The organism is Nocardioides silvaticus, from assembly GCF_003160695.1.
In the GTDB taxonomy this organism is placed as follows: domain Bacteria; phylum Actinomycetota; class Actinomycetes; order Propionibacteriales; family Nocardioidaceae; genus Nocardioides; species Nocardioides silvaticus.
The window spans coordinates 323,061-340,722 of the sequence record NZ_QGDD01000003.1 but is presented as its reverse complement, the minus strand read 5'-3'; the positions used below and the strand labels follow the sequence as shown (position 1 = coordinate 340,722).

Sequence of the window (17,662 nt, the reverse complement as noted above, 5' to 3'; positions counted from 1 at the left end):
GCGCCGCTCTCAACGCGGCTGGACGACCCAGGTGTGCAGGCGGGAGTAGCCCTTCACCGACACCCGGCGCAGCCGGCGGAAGCGGTACGTCGACGCGGCGTCCTCGTGCTCGTCGGAGTCGTCGTCCTCGGCGCCGGTGAGCGCCTCGAACATGCCCTTGTCGACGAGCACCGACCCGGGCCGTGCCACGCTGGTGAGCCGGGCGGCGATGTTGACGGTCGGGCCGAACACGTCGCCGAGGCGGGTGACCACCTCGCCGTACGCCACTCCGGCACGCACCGCCGGGAACTCGTCGTCCTCGTCGGCGCCGCGTCGGGTCAGCTCGAGCGCCATCGCGACGGCGTCCTGGGCGGTGTCGGCCACGATGAGCAGCTCGTCGCCGATGTTCTTGATGATCCGCCCGTTGTGCTCGATGACGGTGTCGAGCGCCGCGGTCTCGAACGCCTCGAGCCAGCTGACCAGCTCGCGCTCGGACAGGTTCCGCGAGCGGGCTGTGTAGCCGACGATGTCGACGAAGCAGACCGCGCGGCAGCTGGTGCGGTCGTCGGTGGCCGCGACGGCCAGCATCCGCGAGGACACGCTGAGCAGGTGCCGTCGCCACACGTAGTTCTGCAGGTCCTCGACCCGCGGCAGCACCTCGCCGGCGAGGTCGATCAGGCCGTCGGTCGGGTCGATCCCCGCTTCGCGGGCGATGTCGGCGAGCAGGCCGACCTGCCACTCGGCCAGTCGGGCGAAGCTGCGACCGAGGGTGCGGACCAGCCCGTCCTGCCGGTCGGCGTCGATGACGCCGAGGTCGATCAGGTCCACGGTGTTCCGCAGCGCGCGGACGTCCGCCTCGGTGAACGCGGGCTCGCCCGGTTCGGTGTGGGCGAAGCCGAGGAGGTGCCAGAGCTCGCGGGCGACCTCGAGGGACACGCCGGCCCGCTCGGCGACCTCGGCCTGGTCGAGGTGGGGCTCCTCCCCGAGGAGCCGGTACTCGAGCGCGTCGAGCGCGTCGGGCGGTCCGGACTCCCCGGGTGGCACGGAGTCGATGGCGTCGGTGGCGTCGGTGGCGTCGGTGGCGTCGGTGGGGGCCGTCAGCCGCTGACGCGGGCCTGGGCGACCTCGACCAGGGCCTCGTGGAAGCTCGGCATCTCGGCGTCGAGCTTCAGCAGCGTCTCGTCGGTCAGGTGGATGCAGTCGAGCTCCGTGAGCGCGACGATCGTCGCGTTGCGCAGCTTCTGACCCATGATCGCGGCCTCACCGACGATGTCGCCGGCACCCAGCTGGGCGATCTCGGAGCCGTCGACCCGCACCGAGACCGTGCCGTCGAGGATGATGTAGGCCTTGTCCGCAGGAGTGTCCTTCCAGATCGGGGACCAGCCCTCCGGAAGGTGGACCCGGCGACCCAGCCCGCTGATCTTGGCGACCTCTTTGGGCGTGAAGTGCTCGAAGAACGTTGTCATGTTGACCCTTTCCCTGCGGTCTCCCCATGTGGCGCGGCACCCGCGTTGGATGCGACTTTATCCACAACGACCCGGGAGGGGCATGGGTTAGTGCGCCGGGTCACGCGCGATCGGGCAGCTCATGCAGCGCGGACCGCCGCGCCCGGAGCCCAGCTCGGAGCCCGCGATCCGGATCACCTCGATGCCCGCCGCCTCGAGCCGGCTGTTGGTGCCGTCGTTGCGCTCGTAGGCCACCGCGAGCCGCGGCGCGAGGGCCAGGGTGTTGTTGCCGTCGTCCCACTGCTCCCGCTCGGCGGTGACCGGGTCGAGCCCGGTGTCGATCTGGTGGAGGGTGTCGAGCTGCATCGCCTTGGCCGCCGCGACGAGGAACGGCTCGGGCTCCGCGACCTCGAGCTCGAGGCCGGCCGGGTCGCTGTCGGCGCGCCGGGTGACGGCGTACGCGGTCAGGGTGTCGGCCACGTTCGGGTACATCACGACCTTGTCGACGTCGACCATGGTGCACACCGTGTCGAGGTGCATGGTCGCCCGCTCCTGGGCGATCGGTACGGCGAGGACGGTCTCGGCCAGCCCCGACTCGAAGACCTGGCGGGCGAACCGCTCGGCGCCCGCGGGCGTCGTACGCTCCCCGACGCCAACGGCGATCACGCCCGGCGCGAGCAGCAGGACGTCGCCGCCCTCGACGTGCTCGAAGTGGTGGCCGAGGATCCGCGGGCTGGCCGCGAACCGCGGGTGGTGGCGGTAGATCAGCTCGGTCAGCTGCGTCTCGCGCTTCCGCGCCGGCATCGCCAGCGAGGTGATCGCCACCCGGTCGCGCACCCACACCGAGGAGTCGCGGGTGAAGAGCAGGTTGGGCAACGGGTCGACGAGGAAGTCGTCGAACGCGAGCAGCTTGGTGACCAGCCCGAACCCGCCGCGGACCTCGTCGTTGCGGATGCCGGAGGTGAGGTAGATCGTGAGGTCCTCGGGCGTCGCGTCGCCCAGGAAGCCGCGGAGGTAGAGCCGCAGCGTCTCGCCGAGGTCGAGGTCGGTGAGCGCGGTCTCGATCGCGATGTCCCGCGCCTCGGGCTCGGCGAGGGTCTCGGCCAGCAGCTCGGTCAGGTAGACCACCTCGACCCCGCGGCCGCGGAGGGCGTCGGCAAACGCGTCGTGCTCGTCCTGGGCGCGCGACACCCAGGGGACGCCGTCGAAGAGCAGCTTGTCGTTGTTGCGGGGCGTCAGCCGCTGGAGCTCGGGGCCGGGCCGGTGCAGCATCACCGTGCGCAGGCGGCCCACCTCGCTGTCCACGCCGGCCGGGGCGGGCTCGGGAGCGCTGGGGTTCACCGTTGCGTCGGTCATGGCGGGCACCTTAGTGGATTGTCTGACAATCACGTGCGTCGGCGGCTTCGCACGTCCTGCGTCGCGCGCCGCTCACGGGGTCCACCGTAGGACGTCGGCGATGGGATCAGTCGGGCACCTCGAGGCGTGCCTCGAGCGCGGCCACCTGCTGCTTGAGGTCGGCGATCGCCGCGAGGATCGTGGCCGTGGAGTCGTCGACCGCCTGCTCCACCTCTTCGGCCAGCTCGGCGTTGTCCTCCTCCACCTCGCGGTCGAGGGCCTCGACCGCGACCGCGATGAAGAGGTTGAGCACGATGTAGGTCGACAGCACGACGAAGGCGAGGAAGAACGCCCACGCCCAGGTGTGCTCCTCGGTCGCGGCGCGGACGACGTTGGCCCAGTCGTCCCCGGTCGTGACCTGGAAGAGCGACAGCAGCGACTGGCCGAGGGTCCCGAAGTGCTCGGGGTCGGTCGTGCCGAAGAGCTGGGTGGCGACCACCGCGCTCACGTAGAGGAGGATGAGCAGCAGCAGTGCGATCGAGCTCATGCCCGGGATGGTCGTGACGAGCGCAGCCACGACCGTGCGCATCGAGCGCACCGTGGACAGCAGGCGCAGCACCCGCAGCACCCGCAGCACCCGCAGCACACCGCTGGCGCTGCCGCTCGGCACGAACGCGATCGCGACCACGACGAAGTCGAAGACGTTCCAGCCGCCGCGCCAGAAGCGCCAGCCCTCGGCGAAGATCCGGAGCGCGATCTCGACCACGAACACGGCCAGCGTGCACCAGCCGACGACGTTGATGAGCGTGCCGTACTCGCTCATCCAACGCTCGTAGGTCCCGAGACCGAGGATGGCGGCGTTGAGCAGGATCACCGCGATGACGAACCACTGGAAGGCCGGGCGCTCGATCAGCCGCCGGGCGGCCTCCCGGGCGGGATGCACGTCCATCGGCCGTCAGCCGCGGAACGGGTCGGCCGGGTAGACGCCGAGCATCTTCACGTCGGTGGTGAAGAACCCCAGCTCCTCCAGCGCCCGCTTCAGGCCGGGGTCGTCCGGGTGCCCGTCGACCTCGGCGAGGAACTGGGTGGCGCCGGCGAAGGACCCGCCCACCATGTAGCTCTCCAGCTTGGTCATGTTGATGCCGTTGGTCGCGAAGCCGCCGAGCGCCTTGTAGAGCGCGGCCGGCAGGTTCCGGACGTTGAAGACGAAGCTGGTGACGACCGGCCCGTTGCCGGGAGGGGCCTTGACGAAGTCGCGGGAGAGCACGACGAACCGGGTGGTGTTGTGGTCCTCGTCCTCGACGTCGGCGCGCAGGATCTCCAGGCCGTAGATCTCGGCCGCGAGCGGGGGCGCGATCGCTGCCTGGGTCGGGTCTGCGGCCTCGGCGACCTCGCGGGCGGCGCCGGCCGTGTCGCCGGAGATCAGGGGCGTCAGCCCGAGCTCGCGGATCACCTTGCGGCACTGGCCCAGGGCGTGGACGTGGCTGTGCACGGTGCGGATGGTGTCGAGGCTGGCGCCGGGCACCGCCATCAGCGAGAACTCGATGCGTAGGAAGTGCTCGGCCACGATGTGGAGGTCCGACTCGGGCAGGAAGTGGTGGATGTCGGCCACCCGCCCGGCGATCGAGTTGTCGATCGGGATCATCGCCAGGTCGGCCTCCCCGGCCGTGACCGCCGCGAAGACGTCCTCGAACGACGCACACGGGATCGCCTCCCAGTCCGCGTAGTGCTGCTTGCACACGAGGTGGGAGTTCGCGCCGGGTTCTCCCTGGTAGGCGATGCGTGGCATGGCCCAAGGGTAGTGCGACCTACGATCGGCCCATGCCGACGCTGCTCGCGAGCATCGCCCTGATCGTCGCCGCCCTCGCGCTCGCGCTGGCCCTCGTGAGCTGGCGCCGGACGCGACCCACCGCCGACGGCGACCTGCCCGCCGACGTGCTCGGGCTGCGGCGCGAGGTCGCTGCGCTCCGCAAGGAGGCGAGCGGCGTGCTGCGGCACCTGGCCGTGGTGCGCTACGACGCGTTCGAGGAGATGGGTGGCCGGCTGTCGTGGTCGCTGGCGTTGCTCGACGACGGCGGCGACGGCGTCGTCCTCACCTCGATCCGCGGCCGCAACGAGGCCCGCACCTACGCCAAGAGCGTCCTGGGCTGGAAGAGCGACCAGGAGCTCTCACCGGAGGAGGCCGAGGCGATCGGCCACGCGAGGGCTACCGCGGCACCCTGACCAGCAGCCGGCCGTGGATGCACTCCATGTGCAGCTCGCAGCCGGGGCCGATGGTGTCGCCGTCGAGCTGGCGCGGCACCTCCGAGGACGCGCGTACGACGACCGACCGGCCGGTGAAGCGCGCGACGGACTCGCCGGCCCGCCCCTCCCGGCGGCTCAGCACCCGCACGACGAGCGGGATCCAGCTGAGGAACCGGCGCGGGTAGAGCAGGACGACGTCGAGCTGGCCGTCGTCGATGGCCGCGTCGGGGATCAGGTTCATCCCGCCCTGAAGGCTGCCGACGTTGCCGACGACACAGGTCCGGGCGCGGTGCTTGGTGAACTCGCCGCCGTCGATCGACACCTCCAGCCGCATGGTCGGGAACATCAGCGCCTTGAGGGCCGACCACACGTAGGCCAGCCAGCCGACCTTCGCCTTGATGTCCTCGTTGACGCCCTCCATGATCGCGGCGTCGAAGCCCATGCCGGCCATCACCATGAAGTGGGTGTCCTCGATGCCGTCGCCGGTCACCTTGACCATGTCGATGGCCCGGTCCTGGCCGTTGATCGCGATGTCGATCGCGGCCCGGATGAAGAGCGGGATGTCGAGGTTGCGCGCGAGCAGGTTGCCGGTGCCGGCCGGGACGATCCCGACCGGGATGCCGGTGCCGGCGAGCTCGGCGCAGACCTCGCGCACGGTGCCGTCGCCACCGCAGACGATGACCAGGTCGGCGCCGTCGATCGAGGCCTGCTCGGCCTGGCCGGTGCCGGAGTCCTCGATGGTGGTGAGGTACCAGCGCGGTTCCTTCCACCCCGACTCGGCGGCCAGCTGGGCGACCATGGCCTGGAACTGGTCGACGTCCTCGACCTTGATCGGGTTGAGCACGACCGCGAGGTCGTTGTTCGACGGCAGGGCCTGCGGCAACGGCAGCGCGTTGAGCGCGTGGCTGCGGGGGAGCGGGTTGTAGAGCGCGAGCGTCAGCAGCACCAGGCCGGCGCCGAGCAGCGCCCCGCCGGTGACGTCGGTCCAGAAGTGCCGTCCCAGCAGCAGCCGGTCGGCGCACACCAGGGCCACGACGAGCACCAGCCCGGCGCCGATCAGCCGGCGGATGTTGGCGCGCCGGACGAGCATGACCGCGAGCACCAGGCACACGCCCGCGAGCGCGGTGGTCTGGGAGGCGTGCCCGGAGGGAAACGCGCGGGTGTCGAGGAAGCCCAGTGTCTCCTGCCAGTCGGGCCGGTCGCGCCCGACGAGGAGCTTGAGGCCCTGGGTTATCACGACCGTCGCGACCATCACCACGACGACGAAGACCGCCGCCCGGCGGTGCCGCTTGGCGAGCATGACGCCGGTGAGCACGACCGAGTAGATCGTCATCGCCAGCACCTCGAAGGCCAGCTCGACGACCCGGAGCACGTCGTGGAGCCAGTCGCCCTGGTCGTCGGCCCAGCCCGCGAGGTCCTCACCGGTGTCGTCGACGTCCGCGAGCCAGGCCCAGTCCAGGGAGACGCCGAGCGCGAGCACCGAGAAGAGGAGCAGGCACGCGACCGCGGCGATCAGGGGGGTCTGACGAGGGCGGTCGAGCACGCGGGCAGGCTAACCGAGCGGCCCGCTAGCGTCGTACTCGTGACCACCCCTCAGCAGGAACCTGCGCCCCACCGCCGCCTCGGCAGCTCCGGGCTCGTCGTCTCCGCCGTCGGCCTCGGCTGCAACAACCTCGGCCGGCCCGGCACGGCGTCGGAGTCCCAGGAGGGCACCGACCGGGTCGTCGGCGCGGCCCTCGACGCCGGGATCACCCTGTTCGACGTCGCCGACACCTACGGCGCCGAGCCGGGGCTGTCCGAGGAGCGGCTCGGGGCCGCGCTGCGCGGGCGCCGCGACGAGGTCGTGGTCGCGACCAAGTTCGGCATGGACATGCGCGGGGTCAACGGGCCGGACTTCGGCGCCCGTGGCGGCCGGCGCTACATCGTGACCGCGGTCGAGGCGTCCCTGCGCCGGCTGGGCACCGACCGGATCGACCTCTACCAGTTCCACACGCCCGACCCGGCGACGCCGATCGACGAGACCCTCAGTGCGCTCGACGACCTGGTCCGGGCCGGCAAGGTCCGCTACGTCGGGCACTCCAACCGGGCGGGGTGGCAGATCGCCGAGGCCGAGCACGTGGCCCGCGAGCTCGGGACCGAGCGGTTCATCTCCAGCCAGAGCCACTACAACCTGGTCGACCGCCGGGCCGAGCTCGAGGTCGTCCCGGCCTGTCGCGCCTACGGCCTCGGCCTGCTGCCGTACTTCCCGCTCGCCAACGGCCTGCTCACCGGCAAGTACGCCGGCGGCACAGCGCCGGAGGGCTCCCGCCTCACCCGCACCCGCCAGCACCTGCTCGAGACAGCGGCCTCGCCCCAGCTCCAGCGGTTCGGCGACTTCGCCCGCGCCCGCGACGTCAGCGAGGTGACCGTCGCCATCGGCTGGCTGCTGGCCCAGGACCCGGTCGCCAGCGTCATCGCCGGCGCCACCCGTCCCGAGCAGGTCACCAACAACGCCGCCGCCTCCTCCTGGGTCCCCACCCCCCAGGACCTCACCGAGCTCGACGACCTCTTCCCGCCCCCCGAACCCGTGGCTCTCTTCTAGGTCGAATCCCCCCTCGTGGCGTGTTGATTCCTCCCTCGTGGCTCGTCGAATCGTCCCTCGTGGTCGACATCTGTCCACCCCAACCGACGAATGAACCCGCCACGAGAGACGATTCGACGATCCGGATAGCCTCAGCACCATGATCGACCCGCGCATCCTCCGCGACGAGCCCGACCGCGTCCGCGCCGCCCAGGCCAAGCGCGGGCTGTCCGCCGAGGTGGTCGACCGGGCGCTGGCGGCCGACTCCGCGCGTCGTACGGCGATCGCGACCTTCGAGTCGAAGCGGGCCGAGCAGAAGACGCTCGGCGCGCAGATCCCGAAGGCCTCCCCGGAGGAGAAGCAGGAGCTGCTCGCGCAGACCAAGGCGCTCGCCGCCGAGGTCAAGGAGGCCGAGGCCGCGCGGACCGCGGCCGAGGAGGAGTGGAACGGGATCCTCAAGGAGATCCCGAACCTGGCTGCCGACGAGGCACCCGCCGGCGGCGAGGACGACTTCGCCGTGATCGAGCACGTCGGTACGCCGCGCGACTTCGCCGCCGAGGGGTTCGAGCCGCGCGACCATGTCGAGCTCGGCCAGCTGCTCGGCGCGATCGACCTCGAGCGCGGCGCCAAGGTCAGCGGCAGCCGCTTCTACTTCCTCACCGGCATCGGGGCCCAGCTCGAGCTGGCCCTGGTCACCATGGCGATGGACCAGGCCCGCGCCGCCGGCTTCACACAGGTGATTGCCCCCTCGCTGGTGCGGCCGCGGGCGATGGACGGCACCGGCTTCCTGGGCCAGGCAGCCGACGACGTCTACCGGATCGAGGGCGAGGACCTCTACCTGGTCGGCACCTCGGAGGTGCCGATGGCGGCGTACCACTCCGACGAGATCCTCGAGGAGTCGTCGCTGCCCCGCCGCTACGCGGCGTTCAGCCCCTGCTTCCGCAAGGAGGCCGGTTCGCACGGCAAGGACACCAAGGGCATCATCCGGGTCCACTGGTTCGACAAGGTCGAGATGTTCGTCTACACGACGCTCGAGGAGTCGTACGCCGAGCACGAGCGGTTGCTCGCGTGGGAGAAGGAGTTCCTCGACAAGCTCGAGCTCGCCTACCGCGTGATCGACGTCGCGGCCGGGGACCTCGGGCTGTCGGCGATCCGCAAGTTCGACTGCGAGGCGTGGATCCCCACCCAGGGCAAGTACCGCGAGCTCACCTCGACCTCCAACTGCACCGAGTTCCAGTCGCGCCGCCTCGACATCCGCGGCCGCGCCGCGGGCGCCGACGGCAAGGTCCGGCCGGTCGCCACCCTCAACGGCACCCTGACGGCCGTCACCCGCGCCATCGTCGCGATCCTCGAGACCCACCAGCAGGAGGACGGGTCGGTCCGGGTGCCGGAGGCGCTCCGCCCCTACCTCGGGGGTCTCGACCTGATCAAGCCGGTCTGAGGCACGTGGTGGCAACGGACTGGCGACCCCGGCTGGTCGCGCTCGACATCGACGGAACGCTGCTCAAGTGGGTGACCGGCCCCGGCGGCGGCTCGACCCACGAGACGGTGCCGGCCGCGGTGCTGGCCTCGGTCCAACGCGCCATCGACGCCGGGGCTCACGTCGTGCTCGCCTCCGGCCGCGCGCCGCACGGCATGACCGCGGTCGCCGAGCAGCTCGAGCTGCGAGACCCGGCCGACCCGGACGAGCGGCTCTGGATCGTCGCCTCCAACGGCTCGGTGCTGGTGCGGCACCCACCGATGGAGATCGTCCACGAGGAGACCTTCGACGCGGCGCCGGCCGTGCACGCGATCCTCGAGCGGCACCCCGACGCGCTGGTCGCGATCGAGGAGCGGGGCGTGGGCTACCGGGTGTCGGCGCCGTTTCCCGACGGCGAGCTCGGCGGCGAGCTGATCGTGACCAAGCTCGAGGACCTGGTGTCCGCGCCGGTCAGCCGCGTGATCATCCGCGACCCCCAGGCCACGGCCGACGACTTCGTCACGATGGCCTCGGAGCTCGGGCTGCACGGCACCGACTACGTCGTCGGCTGGACGGCGTGGATGGACCTGGCGCCGGTCGGGGTGTCGAAGGCATCGGGCCTGCAGTACGTCGCCGACCGGCTCGGCATCGACGCGGCCGACGTGCTGGCGATCGGCGACGGGCGCAACGACATCGAGATGCTCGGCTGGGCCGGCCGCGGGGTGGCGATGGGTCAGGCGGTACAGGAGGTCCGGGACGCGGCGGACGACGTGACCGGTCCCGTCGACGAGGACGGTGCCGCGCTCGAGCTCGACCGGTGGTTCGGCTGACCGGCCGGGCCCGTGGCTAGGCTGGTGCGGTGACGCGAGCCCTCCGGACGACCCTGGTGACGGTGGCGGCCGCCCTCGCCTGCTGGTGCGTGCCGACGCCCGCGGCCCCGGCGGCACCCGCAGCACTCGCGGACCCCGCCGCCGCCTCGGCGATCGACTGCCCGGCGCTGGACCTGGCGAACGCGGACGCGGTCCGCGACCACGCCGACGCCGTGAGTGACGTCTTCGCCGGCACCGTGCGCGACGTGGTGCCGGTCAAGACGACCCGCGGCGGCGGCAAGAACAACCAGGGCGACGACGCCCCGTCGCAGAAGCCCGACGCGCGGGTGACCTCCTTCGACCACGCGGTCGTCGTCGAGAAGGACTTCCGCGGTGCGCTGCGGCCCGGCGACCGGATCAAGGTCGTGACCGAGCCGACGGCCGACGAGGGCGTCGGGCGGCTCGAGCAGGACCAGATGTACCTCTTCTTCGCCGACGCCGAGCAGGGGATGCGGGCCTACCTGGTGGCACCGTGCAAGGGCACCCAGCTGTTGCAGGGCGGCCTGGGCGCGCGGCTCCGCAACTTCCTCGACGCCACGCTGTCGGAGGAGCCCGAGGAACCGGCGCCGTCGTACTCCCTCGCGGAGCCCGAGGACGGCGCCCGGTCGACGCCGGCCCTCGGCCGGCTGGCCGCACCCGGCGCGGCGGTCGCGCTGATCGGCGTGCTCGGGCTGTTCGTGATCGCGCGGATCAACGCGCGACGCGGCTGACCCGGCCGGTACGTCGGCTCAGAGGTACATCCCGCCGCGACCCTCGTCCGGCTTCTCCTGACCCGGACCGGCCTGGCCCGGCTGCCCCGGCTGGCCGGGCTGGCCTGCCGCCTGCTCCGGGTGCATGCCCGGCGGGAGCGCCCGGCGGATCTGCTCGAACTGGGCGCGCGCGGCCATCTGCTGGGCGTAGATGGCCGTCTGGATGCCGTGGAAGAGGCCTTCGAGCCAACCGACGAGCTGCGCCTGGGCGATCCGCAGCTCGGCGTCGGAGGGTGTGGTGTCCTCGGTGAACGGGAGCGACAGCCGCTCGAGCTCCTCGACCAGCTCCGGGGCGAGTCCCGCCTCCAGCTCCTTGATCGAGGACTGGTGGATGTCACGCAGCCGCTGGCGGCTGGCGTCGTCGAGCGGCGCGGCCTTCACCTCCTCGAGGAGCTGCCGGATCATGCTGCCGATCCGCATCACCTTCGCGGGCTGCTCGACCAGGTCGGTGAGCGAGTGCTCGCCGTCCTCGTCGCCCTCGGCCTCCTGCGCGGCCGCCAGGGCGCTCGCCGGCACCGACGCGACCGGCTGGCCGTCGGGACCGATGACGACGATCTGCTGCTCGGGGGAGTCCGATGACTGCTCGCTCATGCGGCCAACACTAGTCAGATGGCAAGGAGCACCTTTCCCGAGTGCGAGCTGTCCTCGACGATCCGGTGCGCCTCGGCGGCGTCGGCCAGCGGCAGCACCTGGTGCACGACCGGCTCGACCCTGCCGGCGGCGACGAGCGGCCACACGTTCTCGACGACCGAGGAGCAGATCGCGGACTTGTCCTCGACCGGCCGCGACCGCAGCGCGGTCGCGATGACGGCGCCGCGCTTCGACAGCAGCTTCCCGATGTCGAGCTCCGCCTTCACCCCGCCCTGCATCCCGATGATGACCAGCCGGCCCTCGTCGGCGAGGACGGAGACGTTGCGCTGGAGGTACTTCGCCCCCATGTTGTCGAGCACGACGTCGGCGCCGCGGCCCTCGGTGCCGGCCCGCACCACCTCGACAAAGTCCTCGTCCCGGTAGCCGATCGCGACGTCGGCGCCCAGCGAGCGGCAGAGCTCGAGCTTCTCCGGGCTGCCGGCCGTCGCGAAGACCTGCGCGCCGAGCGCCTTGGTCAGCTGGATCGCCATCGTCCCGATGCCGCCGGCGCCGCCGTGCACGAGGAATGCCTCGTCCGGTCGCAGCCCCGCGACCATGAAGACGTTCGACCACACGGTGCACGCGACCTCGGGCAGGGCCGCGGCGGTGACCAGGTCGACGCCGTCAGGGACGGGCATCACCTGCCCGGCCGGTACGACGACCCGGCTGGCGTAGCCGCCCCCGGCCAGCAGGGCGCACACCTCCGCGCCGACGTCCCAGCCCGTCACGCCCTCGCCGAGCGCCGCGACTGTGCCGCTGCACTCCAGGCCGATGACGTCCGAGGCGCCCGGGGGCGGCGGGTAGAAGCCCTGCCGCTGCAGCAGGTCGGCCCGGTTGACCGCCGTGGCGGCCACGTCGATCAGCACCTCGCCGGGACCCGGCTCGGGGTCCGGCAGATCGGTGACGGTCAGGACCTCGGGGCCCCCGGGCTCGGTGGCGGTGACGGCACGCATGCGTCCATCTTGCCGACCCGGTGTCAGACGAGGAGGTTCTCCTCCTCTTCCTCGTCGACGTCCTCGTCCACCTCGTCGATCTCGTCGAGGTGGGTCAGCTCCTCCGCGACCTCGTTGTCCGCCTCGTCGTCGTTGTCCTCGTCGGACGAGGAGCCGGCCGGCCGGTCCCACGCCTCGGCGAAGGCCTGCACCCGGGCGGCCATCCGCTCGACGGCATCCGGCCCGGCGTCGCGTGACCCTGCGGCGACGCCGAGGAGGAACGCGGTCACCGGCCCGGCGGTCGGGTGCACGTTGTCGTGCGCGACCTCCGCGAGGTCCCCCAGGAGGCTCTCGTCAGCCTCGGTCTCGACGTCGAGCAGGTCGCACAGCTCATCGATCCAGTCATGGAGGTTCACCACTCCAGGGTGAACTTTCGACGTGGCCGCTGACAAGACCCCTCCCGACCCGGATCGGGGATCGTCGTCGAAATCGCTCAGTCGTCGGCCAGGTCGCGCAGGTCGGTCCACGAGTCGACGTCGCGGTGCTCACGGCCCAAGGCCGGGACGGAGACCAGGTCGAGCGCGTCGAGCAGCATCGAGACCGGCCGCCCGTGCCGTGCCTCCAGGCCGGGATCGACCTCGGCCAGCCGTGCGGTGTCGACGACGAACGCCAGCTGCCGCCGCAGGTCCGGATCGACGAGCACCGCGCCGTCGTGCCCGACGGCGGCGTCGTGCAGCCGCCGGACCGTGGTCGCGGTGAGGAACGGCATGTCGACCGCCAGCACCGCCAGCCACGGGTAGTGGCCGAACAACCAGTCCCGCCCGGTCAGGAGGCCGGCCACCGGACCGCCGTGCTGCGGGTCCTCCACGACGAACGTCACCGGTCGCTCGGTCGGCACCTGCTGGCCGACCACGACCACCTCGGCGGCGTCGACCACCGCGTCCAGCGCCCGCTCGAGCAGGGAACGGCCGCCGAGCTCGATCGTCGCCTTGTCCGCGCCACCGAGCCGCGTCGCCCGCCCGCCGGCGAGGACGATCGCGGCGAAGCTGGTCAGGCCGGGCTCGATCACGTCGGGAGTCTCCCAAACCGGCCCGTTCCCCGGAAGCACGGCGCCACGGGGGAGACTGGTGGGGTGAGCAACGCCACCGAACCTCAGGAGCGGCTGCGACTGGCGCTGGTGCAAGCGGCGTCGGGCCTGGAGCCGGCCGAGAACCGTGCCGCGCTCGACCGGCTGACACCCGAGCACCAGGACCTGGTGGTCTTCCCCGAGGCCTTCGCCCGCGACTTCGGCGACGCCGGCTCCGACGTGAGCGCGTACGCCGAACCGCTGGACGGCCCGTTCGCGACCGAGGTCGAGCGGGTGGCCGGAGAGCGGGGGACGACGGTCGTCGCCGGGATGTTCGAGCGGAGCGAGGACCCCGAGCGGCCCTTCAACACCCTGGTCGTGCGCGGCAGCGCCACGGCGTCGTACCGCAAGGTGCACCTCTACGACTCCTTCGGCTACCGGGAGTCGGACCGGCTGACCGCCGGGCCGGTCGAGCCAGCGGTGGTGGAGGTCGGCGGCTGGCGGGTCGGGCTGATGACCTGCTACGACCTGCGGTTCCCCGAGCTCACGCGCCGGCTCGTCGACGCCGGCGCCGAGCTGGTGGTCGTGCCGGCCGCGTGGGTCGCCGGGCCCCGCAAGGTCGACCACTGGCGGACGCTGGTGACGGCGCGGGCGATCGAGAACACCGTCTACGTCGCCGCGGTCGGCCAGCCGGCGCCGCGCTACACCGGCCACTCCATGGTCGTCGACCCGCTCGGGGACGTCGTCGCGGAGACCGGTGCCGGCGACGCGGGCGCGCCGGAGGTCGTGACCGCGGAGGCGGACCGTACGACGCTCGCAGGGGCGCGTCGTACCAACCCCTCCCTCCTCAACCGCCGTCTCTGACCACCTAGGCTCATCGCCCGTGTCCCGCCCCACCAACCGTAGTGCCGCGACGCCCGCGCTGGGCGGTCTGCAGCAACGGCTGGCGGCGGTCTCGGCGTCCCGGCTACCGCTCGTCGCGTGGGCGGTGCTGGTCGCCGCCGGGACCGGGTTGCTGGTGTGCGCGATGGTGCCGACCGGGCCCGACTGGCTGGGGGTCGTCGGCTCGGTGACGATCGGCGCGACCTACGCCTGGGCGCTCGCGGCGCGCACCGGCGGCCGGCCGGTGGTGTTCGGGGCGCTGGCGCTCGCGATCGGCCTGCTCGCGGTCTGGGCGGAGCAGGACCTGCTCTCCACCGGCGCAGCGGTCCTCGTGACCGCCGAGGCCGCGGTGCTCGGCGTGATGGCGACGGTGCCGGCGCAGAGCTTCCTGCGGGCGGCGCGGGAGTGTGCGATCGGCATGGTGATCGCGGGCATCGGCGCGATGGCGGCGGTCGGGTTCGAGCCGGCGATCGACGTGACCCGGTTCGAGTACCTCGGCCTCGGTCTCGCGCTCGTGGCTGCCGAGGTGCTCGTCTTCCGGCTGGGCGCCGGCCTGCACGGCCTCGGCCGGCGCGGCGTGCTCGTCGTCGCGATCGGGGCTGCGCTGCTGCTGGCGACGCTGCTCTACGCCGAGCTGTTGCGGCGCTACGGGTCCACGGGGCTCGTCGACTGGCTGCTCGACCGGGTCGACTGGAGTCGCGACCAGCTCGGCGCGTTCCCGCGCCCGATCGTCGCGGTGCTCGGCGTGCCCGCGCTCGCCTACGGCTGCCACATGCGCGCGCGACGCCGGCAGGGCTGGTGGGTCTGCGCGTTCGGCGTCGCTGCCACCTCCCCGGTCGCGACCTCCCTCGGCAATCCCGCGGTGGGGCTGAGCGAGGTGGTGCTCTCGGAGGTCTACGGCCTCCTCGTCGGGCTCGTGCTGGCCTACGTCGTCATCCGCCTGGACCTGGCGCTCACCGGCAATGCCGGACGGCGCAGCCGCGTCGCCGAACAGGCGGCCGCCGTACGGCCGGAGCCACGGCGTACGGCGGCGCTGCTGTAGCTCGCGGCACACCCGTCCGCACGCGATGGCGGCGTACCAGGAAGTAACCCGTAGGTTCACCATCATGCGCAGTCAGTCGTCCCAGATCCGGGCCGAGATGGTCGCGAACGTGCTCTCGGTCGACGTCGCCGTCGGCGACACCGTCGCGGCCGGCGACGCCGTGCTCCTGCTGGAGTCGATGAAGATGGAGATCCCGGTCATGGTCGAGACCGGCGGCGTCGTCAAGGAGGTCAAGGTCTCCGTGGGCGACGTGGTCCAGGAGGGCGACCTGCTGGTCGAGCTCGGCTGAGCTCCGCCAACCCACCGTCGCCGACCGCTCCGTCCGCTCCCATCGCGACGGACAGCACCGTCGTCGCCGGCACGTCGAGCGCGACCGCCAGCTCCACCAGCTGCGCGACGGTGAGCCCGCACACCACCTGCCTGAGGTCCTCCGAGAGACGCACGCTCAAACGCTAGTTCATGTTGGAACAGATCTGCAAGGTTGGGCGTCTCGCCCGACGTGTTCAGATTGGGATACTGTCACGCGGGTGGGACAGACACCGCAGTCGACTTCGCCGATCAACGTCGAATGTCTCCGGTTGATCCGGGAGAGCTTCGCGCAGTCCGGGATGACGCAGGACCAGCTCACCCGTGCGTGCGGCATCCCGCGGAGCACCCTGGCGAACCTGCTGTCGCCGACCGCCCAGCCCCGGGTGGTGCACGTCGGACAGATGGTCAAGATCGCCGTCGCCATGGGCGTGGACGCCCGGGAGTGGGTGCACAAGCTCGAGCGGTTCGAGCGGAGCATCGGCGGCACCAGCTCGATGGTGACGGTCCAGAAGCGCGCGGCCCGGCGCGCGCCCGGTGAGTGACGCCGTACCGTCGGCCGTCGTCACTAGCCTGCCCGGGTGATCGATCCCTGGCGCCGCCTCCGAGCCCTCCCGGGGTGGGAGCTGCGCTGGCACTCCCCGCAGGACGATCCCGACCTGGGCTTCACGCTCTTCGACGAGAAGGTCGTCAGCCTGCGCACCGACCTGACCTGGGAGGAGCGCCGGTGCACCGCGCTGCACGAGTGCCTCCATGCCGAGTGGGGACCGACGCTGTCCGGTGTCCTGGAGGAGCGGCAGGAGCTGCGGGTTCGGCGCGAGACGGCCCGGCTGCTGCTGCCCTCGATCGACGACGTCGCCGACGCACTGGCGTGGGCGCTCTCGCTGGAGGAGGCCGCAGCCGAGCTGCTCGTCGACGCCGGCGTGCTGCGCGACCGGCTGCGCTGGCTCGAGCCCGCCGAGCGGCGCCACCTCCGGCGTCGGGCGGGCCGGGCCGCCTGATCTAAACTCGTCGGCCGGGGAGCCCACGGGTGCCCCGAGGAGGGGTGCCGGAGTGGCCGATCGGAACCGCCTTGAAAGCGGTCGTAGGGAGACCTACCGCGGGTTCGAATCCCGCCCCCTCTGCGTGGTTGAGCGAGCGAAGCGAGGTCAAGCCCGCAGCGGGGGCGATGGCCGGGGAGGCGGCTGCATGGTGAGTGATCCTGTCGACTACCGGATGGCCCCCTTGGTGGTGGCCCGGTTCGTCGGCGCCTACCTGGTGCTGTTCGCCGTGGTCGTCCTGGCGGGCACGATCGGCGTCGCGGTGGCAGGCCTGGGCCCGGACCTGCTGGTCGTGCTGCTCGCGGTCGGACTGCTCGGCCTCGTCGGGCTCGCCTGGTGGCTGCGCACCCGGGTGAGCGTCGTACGGCTGACGGCGGCGGGCTATCGCGTTCGGATGGTGCGCGGGGCCGGCGTCCACGAAGCCCGCTGGAGCGACGTCGAGGACGCCGTCGCGACCCAGCCGCAGGACGTGCCGTGCGTGGTGCTCCGGCTCAAGGACGGACGGTCGACCACCATCCCCGTCGAGCTGCTGGCCGCCGACAAGGACGACTTCGCCCGCGACGTGCGCGACCACCTGAGCCGCGCCGCGCGCTGAGCCGACCCGAGCCGACTCGAGCCGATCCGAGCCGATTCGGTCGGGCCCGACCGGGCCTTGTAACCTGTGTCCGCTGACCGGCCCGCCGGTCGGCACGGGAGGCGTCGCCTAGTCTGGTCTATGGCGCCCGCCTGCTAAGCGGGTTTGGGGCTACAACCCCATCGAGGGTTCAAATCCCTCCGCCTCCGCCGCGTGATGCCACGGGCATCAGGAGCCCGGATCCCCCGGACGAGGGGGTCCGGGCTCCTTCCCATGGACCCCGTGTGCCTGCCATCCCTTGCTCCGAAATGACTAGTCCACGTGGCCCCGGCGTTTTCTTATCCGGACATTTCGTGCAAGATGTGGCGGTACGGGGCAACTGCTGGTTTGGGGAGAAACATGAAGAAGTTCGCTCGACGCGTGACGCTGGTCGTCGCATCCACGACGCTCGCGACGGGGATGGTCGCGTTCACGCCGGCTCCAAGCAACGCTCTCTCCGACTGGCCCTGCGCGGCCTGCAAGCAGGTCCGCGGCGACGCGCGCTGACCTC

Annotated in this window: 22 protein-coding genes and 2 tRNA genes; 14 read left to right on the top strand and 10 right to left on the bottom strand. The window is 72.0% G+C overall.

Annotated elements, in window-relative coordinates:
* Positions 1-9: 9 nt before the first annotated feature.
* From DJ010_RS09730 to DJ010_RS09710, 5 genes are all read right to left on the bottom strand, one after another.
* Positions 10-1,023, bottom strand: a complete 1,014-nt coding sequence (locus tag DJ010_RS09730) for an adenylate/guanylate cyclase domain-containing protein (protein WP_109693464.1) — start codon at positions 1,021-1,023, stop codon at positions 10-12.
* Between the two features lie 53 nt (positions 1,024-1,076).
* Positions 1,077-1,445: a Crp/Fnr family transcriptional regulator gene (locus tag DJ010_RS09725; protein ID WP_109693463.1), complete on the bottom strand. Its 369-nt coding sequence runs from the start codon at positions 1,443-1,445 to the stop codon at positions 1,077-1,079.
* 87 nt (positions 1,446-1,532) lie between these two features.
* A complete protein-coding gene (locus tag DJ010_RS09720; RefSeq protein ID WP_109693462.1) occupies positions 1,533-2,780 on the bottom strand; it encodes an arginine deiminase in 1,248 nt (415 codons plus the stop codon).
* A 106-nt stretch (positions 2,781-2,886) separates the two neighbouring features.
* On the bottom strand, positions 2,887-3,708 hold the full coding sequence (locus tag DJ010_RS09715; protein ID WP_109693461.1) for an ion transporter: 822 nt from the start codon (positions 3,706-3,708) through the stop codon (positions 2,887-2,889).
* 6 nt (positions 3,709-3,714) lie between these two features.
* Complete coding sequence (locus tag DJ010_RS09710) at positions 3,715-4,548, bottom strand: prephenate dehydratase (RefSeq protein WP_109693460.1); 834 nt, start codon at positions 4,546-4,548, stop codon at positions 3,715-3,717.
* Positions 4,549-4,580: 32 nt separating this feature from the next.
* On the opposite strand from DJ010_RS09710, the gene DJ010_RS09705 reads away from it, so the two are divergent.
* Positions 4,581-4,982, top strand: a complete 402-nt coding sequence (locus tag DJ010_RS09705; RefSeq protein ID WP_109693459.1) for a DUF4446 family protein — start codon at positions 4,581-4,583, stop codon at positions 4,980-4,982.
* On the opposite strand, the gene DJ010_RS09700 is transcribed toward DJ010_RS09705, so the two are convergent.
* Positions 4,966-6,546: a bifunctional phosphatase PAP2/diacylglycerol kinase family protein gene (locus tag DJ010_RS09700; RefSeq protein ID WP_109693458.1), complete on the bottom strand. Its 1,581-nt coding sequence runs from the start codon at positions 6,544-6,546 to the stop codon at positions 4,966-4,968. The genes DJ010_RS09705 and DJ010_RS09700 overlap by 17 nt on opposite strands.
* 39 nt (positions 6,547-6,585) lie before the next feature.
* Here DJ010_RS09700 and DJ010_RS09695 point away from each other — a divergent pair, with 39 nt between their 5' ends.
* The 4 genes from DJ010_RS09695 to DJ010_RS09680 all read left to right on the top strand — a co-directional run bounded on the left by DJ010_RS09695 (position 6,586) and on the right by DJ010_RS09680 (position 10,601).
* Positions 6,586-7,584, top strand: coding sequence for an aldo/keto reductase (locus DJ010_RS09695; RefSeq protein ID WP_109693457.1), 999 nt, complete (start codon positions 6,586-6,588; stop codon positions 7,582-7,584).
* A gap of 139 nt (positions 7,585-7,723) precedes the next feature.
* Positions 7,724-9,004, top strand: coding sequence for a serine--tRNA ligase (gene serS, locus DJ010_RS09690; RefSeq protein ID WP_109693456.1), 1,281 nt, complete (start codon positions 7,724-7,726; stop codon positions 9,002-9,004).
* An 8-nt stretch (positions 9,005-9,012) separates the two neighbouring features.
* Complete coding sequence (locus DJ010_RS09685) at positions 9,013-9,852, top strand: HAD family hydrolase (protein WP_109693531.1); 840 nt, start codon at positions 9,013-9,015, stop codon at positions 9,850-9,852.
* 29 nt (positions 9,853-9,881) lie between these two features.
* Positions 9,882-10,601 (top strand): hypothetical protein, encoded by a 720-nt coding sequence (locus tag DJ010_RS09680; protein WP_146207307.1) that lies wholly within the window; start codon positions 9,882-9,884, stop codon positions 10,599-10,601.
* Between the two features lie 18 nt (positions 10,602-10,619).
* On the opposite strand, the gene DJ010_RS09675 is transcribed toward DJ010_RS09680, so the two are convergent.
* The 4 genes from DJ010_RS09675 to mobA form a co-directional block, all read right to left on the bottom strand.
* Positions 10,620-11,231 carry a bacterial proteasome activator family protein gene (locus tag DJ010_RS09675; protein WP_109693454.1) on the bottom strand — a complete coding sequence of 204 codons (612 nt, stop codon included), beginning with the start codon at positions 11,229-11,231 and terminating at the stop codon, positions 10,620-10,622.
* A 14-nt stretch (positions 11,232-11,245) separates the two neighbouring features.
* Positions 11,246-12,223: an NAD(P)H-quinone oxidoreductase gene (locus tag DJ010_RS09670; protein ID WP_109693453.1), complete on the bottom strand. Its 978-nt coding sequence runs from the start codon at positions 12,221-12,223 to the stop codon at positions 11,246-11,248.
* A 23-nt stretch (positions 12,224-12,246) separates the two neighbouring features.
* Positions 12,247-12,618, bottom strand: a complete 372-nt coding sequence (locus DJ010_RS09665; protein WP_146207306.1) for a DUF6457 domain-containing protein — start codon at positions 12,616-12,618, stop codon at positions 12,247-12,249.
* 77 nt (positions 12,619-12,695) lie between these two features.
* Complete coding sequence (gene mobA, locus DJ010_RS09660; RefSeq protein WP_245927399.1) at positions 12,696-13,271, bottom strand: molybdenum cofactor guanylyltransferase; 576 nt, start codon at positions 13,269-13,271, stop codon at positions 12,696-12,698.
* Positions 13,272-13,334: 63 nt separating this feature from the next.
* Between mobA and DJ010_RS09655 the strand changes: the two genes are divergently transcribed.
* The 9 genes from DJ010_RS09655 to DJ010_RS22060 all read left to right on the top strand — a co-directional run bounded on the left by DJ010_RS09655 (position 13,335) and on the right by DJ010_RS22060 (position 17,658).
* Positions 13,335-14,132, top strand: a complete 798-nt coding sequence (locus DJ010_RS09655) for a carbon-nitrogen hydrolase family protein (RefSeq protein ID WP_245927398.1) — start codon at positions 13,335-13,337, stop codon at positions 14,130-14,132.
* Positions 14,133-14,151: 19 nt separating this feature from the next.
* Positions 14,152-15,192 carry a hypothetical protein gene (locus DJ010_RS09650; RefSeq protein WP_109693451.1) on the top strand — a complete coding sequence of 347 codons (1,041 nt, stop codon included), beginning with the start codon at positions 14,152-14,154 and terminating at the stop codon, positions 15,190-15,192.
* Positions 15,193-15,256: 64 nt separating this feature from the next.
* On the top strand, positions 15,257-15,481 hold the full coding sequence (locus DJ010_RS09645) for a biotin/lipoyl-binding carrier protein (protein ID WP_109693450.1): 225 nt from the start codon (positions 15,257-15,259) through the stop codon (positions 15,479-15,481).
* A 238-nt stretch (positions 15,482-15,719) separates the two neighbouring features.
* On the top strand, positions 15,720-16,043 hold the full coding sequence (locus DJ010_RS09640) for a helix-turn-helix domain-containing protein (RefSeq protein WP_211318732.1): 324 nt from the start codon (positions 15,720-15,722) through the stop codon (positions 16,041-16,043).
* A gap of 36 nt (positions 16,044-16,079) precedes the next feature.
* Entirely contained in the window at positions 16,080-16,499 is a 420-nt protein-coding gene (locus DJ010_RS09635; RefSeq protein WP_109693448.1) for a hypothetical protein, read from the top strand.
* A 38-nt stretch (positions 16,500-16,537) separates the two neighbouring features.
* Positions 16,538-16,622 (top strand) — tRNA-Ser (locus DJ010_RS09630).
* 64 nt (positions 16,623-16,686) lie between these two features.
* On the top strand, positions 16,687-17,133 hold the full coding sequence (locus DJ010_RS09625) for a hypothetical protein (RefSeq protein WP_146207305.1): 447 nt from the start codon (positions 16,687-16,689) through the stop codon (positions 17,131-17,133).
* A gap of 97 nt (positions 17,134-17,230) precedes the next feature.
* Positions 17,231-17,321 (top strand) — tRNA-Ser (locus DJ010_RS09620).
* 190 nt (positions 17,322-17,511) lie between these two features.
* Positions 17,512-17,658 carry a hypothetical protein gene (locus tag DJ010_RS22060; protein WP_158282989.1) on the top strand — a complete coding sequence of 49 codons (147 nt, stop codon included), beginning with the start codon at positions 17,512-17,514 and terminating at the stop codon, positions 17,656-17,658.
* The last annotated feature ends 4 nt before the right edge of the window (positions 17,659-17,662 follow it).

Bases quoted from the DNA above. Each gene is read 5' to 3' on its own strand.
- DJ010_RS09725 (WP_109693463.1), bottom strand. From the start codon at position 1,445: ATGACAACGTTCTTCGAGCACTTCACGCCCAAAGAGGTCGCCAAGATC.
- DJ010_RS09720 (WP_109693462.1), bottom strand. From the start codon at position 2,780: ATGACCGACGCAACGGTGAACCCCAGCGCTCCCGAGCCCGCCCCGGCC.
- DJ010_RS09715 (WP_109693461.1), bottom strand. From the start codon at position 3,708: ATGGACGTGCATCCCGCCCGGGAGGCCGCCCGGCGGCTGATCGAGCGC.
- DJ010_RS09710 (WP_109693460.1), bottom strand. From the start codon at position 4,548: ATGCCACGCATCGCCTACCAGGGAGAACCCGGCGCGAACTCCCACCTC.
- DJ010_RS09705 (WP_109693459.1), top strand. From the start codon at position 4,581: ATGCCGACGCTGCTCGCGAGCATCGCCCTGATCGTCGCCGCCCTCGCG.
- serS (WP_109693456.1), top strand. From the start codon at position 7,724: ATGATCGACCCGCGCATCCTCCGCGACGAGCCCGACCGCGTCCGCGCC.
- DJ010_RS09675 (WP_109693454.1), bottom strand. From the start codon at position 11,231: ATGAGCGAGCAGTCATCGGACTCCCCCGAGCAGCAGATCGTCGTCATC.
- DJ010_RS09670 (WP_109693453.1), bottom strand. From the start codon at position 12,223: ATGCGTGCCGTCACCGCCACCGAGCCCGGGGGCCCCGAGGTCCTGACC.
- DJ010_RS09645 (WP_109693450.1), top strand. From the start codon at position 15,257: ATGCGCAGTCAGTCGTCCCAGATCCGGGCCGAGATGGTCGCGAACGTG.
- DJ010_RS09625 (WP_146207305.1), top strand. From the start codon at position 16,687: ATGGTGAGTGATCCTGTCGACTACCGGATGGCCCCCTTGGTGGTGGCC.
- DJ010_RS22060 (WP_158282989.1), top strand. From the start codon at position 17,512: ATGAAGAAGTTCGCTCGACGCGTGACGCTGGTCGTCGCATCCACGACG.